This is a genomic window from Centipeda periodontii DSM 2778, from assembly GCF_000213975.1.
In the GTDB taxonomy this organism is placed as follows: Bacteria; Bacillota; Negativicutes; order Selenomonadales; family Selenomonadaceae; genus Centipeda; species Centipeda periodontii.
Genome location: NZ_GL892078.1, coordinates 1 through 1,468, shown reverse-complemented (window position 1 = coordinate 1,468; position 1,468 = coordinate 1). Strand labels below are relative to the sequence as shown.

The following is a 1,468-nucleotide window of genomic DNA, read 5'->3' as shown; positions in this document are numbered from 1 at the left end:
AAGGGCATACGGCGGATGCCTAGGCGTTTCGAAACGAAGAAGGACGCGATAAGCTGCGATAAGCCATGACGAGCTGCAAGTAAGCCTTGACTCATGGATTTCCGAATGGGGCAACCCGGCAAGAGTAACGTCTTGTCACTCTACCTTCGAGGTAGAGAGAAAACACCCGATGAACTGAAACATCTAAGTAGTCGGAGGAAAAGAAATCAAAGAGATTCCCTGAGTAGCGGCGAGCGAAACGGGAAGAGCCCAAACCAAATGACTTCGGTTGTTTGGGGTTGCGGACCTGCAACAAACTGGACACTTTAGTGGAAGCATCTGGGAAGGTGCGGCAAAGAGAGTGAGACCCTCGTACACGAAAGAGTGAAAAGCGGGCAGGGATCCAGAGTACCACAGGGCACGAGGAACCCAGTGGGAAGCAGGGTGGACCACCATCCAAGGCTAAATACATCGAAACGACCGATAGCGAAGAGTACCGTGAGGGAAAGGTGAAAAGAACCCCGGGAGGGGAGTGCAATAGAACCTGAAACCGTATGTCTACAAACAGTCGGAGCACGATCTATGTGCGACGGCGTGCCTATTGAAGAATGAACCGGCGAGTTAATTTATGCTGCGAGGTTAAGCGGGAGACGCGGAGCCGAAGCGAAAGCGAGTCTTAAGAGGGCAGTTAGTAGCATGGATTAGACCCGAAACCACAGTGATCTATACATGTCCAGGTTGAAGCTCAGGTAAAAATGAGTGGAGGACCGAACCCGTGCGTGTTGAAAAACGTTGGGATGAGATGTGTATAGGGGTGAAATGCCAATCGAACGTGGAGATAGCTGGTTCTCCCCGAAATAGCTTTAGGGCTAGCCTCAGGCGAATCACCATAGAGACGGTAGAGCACTGATCGGGCAAGGGGGCGTAAAGCCTACCGACCCCAGTCAAACTACGAATGGCTCATATGGGCAGCCTGGGAGTCAGAATGCGAGTGATAAGACCCGTATTCAAGAGGGAAACAGCCCAGACCGCCGGCTAAGGTCCCAAATGCTGTGCTAAGTGGAGAAGGATGTAGGACTTCGAAAACAACCAGGATGTTGGCTCAGAAGCAGCCACCATTAAAAGAGTGCGTAATAGCTCACTGGTCGAGAGGCCCTGCGCCGAAAATATCCGGGGCTAAAGCACAGAACCGAAGCCGCGGCAGGGTACACTTTTGTGTACACTGGGTAGGGGAGCGTTCTTATCTGGACGAAGGTAGACCGGAAGGACTGCTGGACGGATAAGAAGTGAGAATGCCGGTATGAGTAGCGAAACGACAGGTGAGAATCCTGTCCACCGAAAGCCTAAGGAATCCCGGGCAACGCTCGTCGTCCCGGGGTAAGTCGGGACCTAAGCCGAGGCGAAAAGCATAGGCGATGGACAACTGGCGAAAATTCCAGTACCGGGCGTCTTCGTTTGAGGATGGAGTGACGCAGGAAGGAAGCTGAGC

General features: G+C 52.7%; 1 rRNA gene. It reads left to right on the top strand.

Annotated features, from left to right (window positions below):
• A 23S ribosomal RNA gene (locus HMPREF9081_RS12635) occupies positions 1-1,468 on the top strand; the annotation flags it as partial.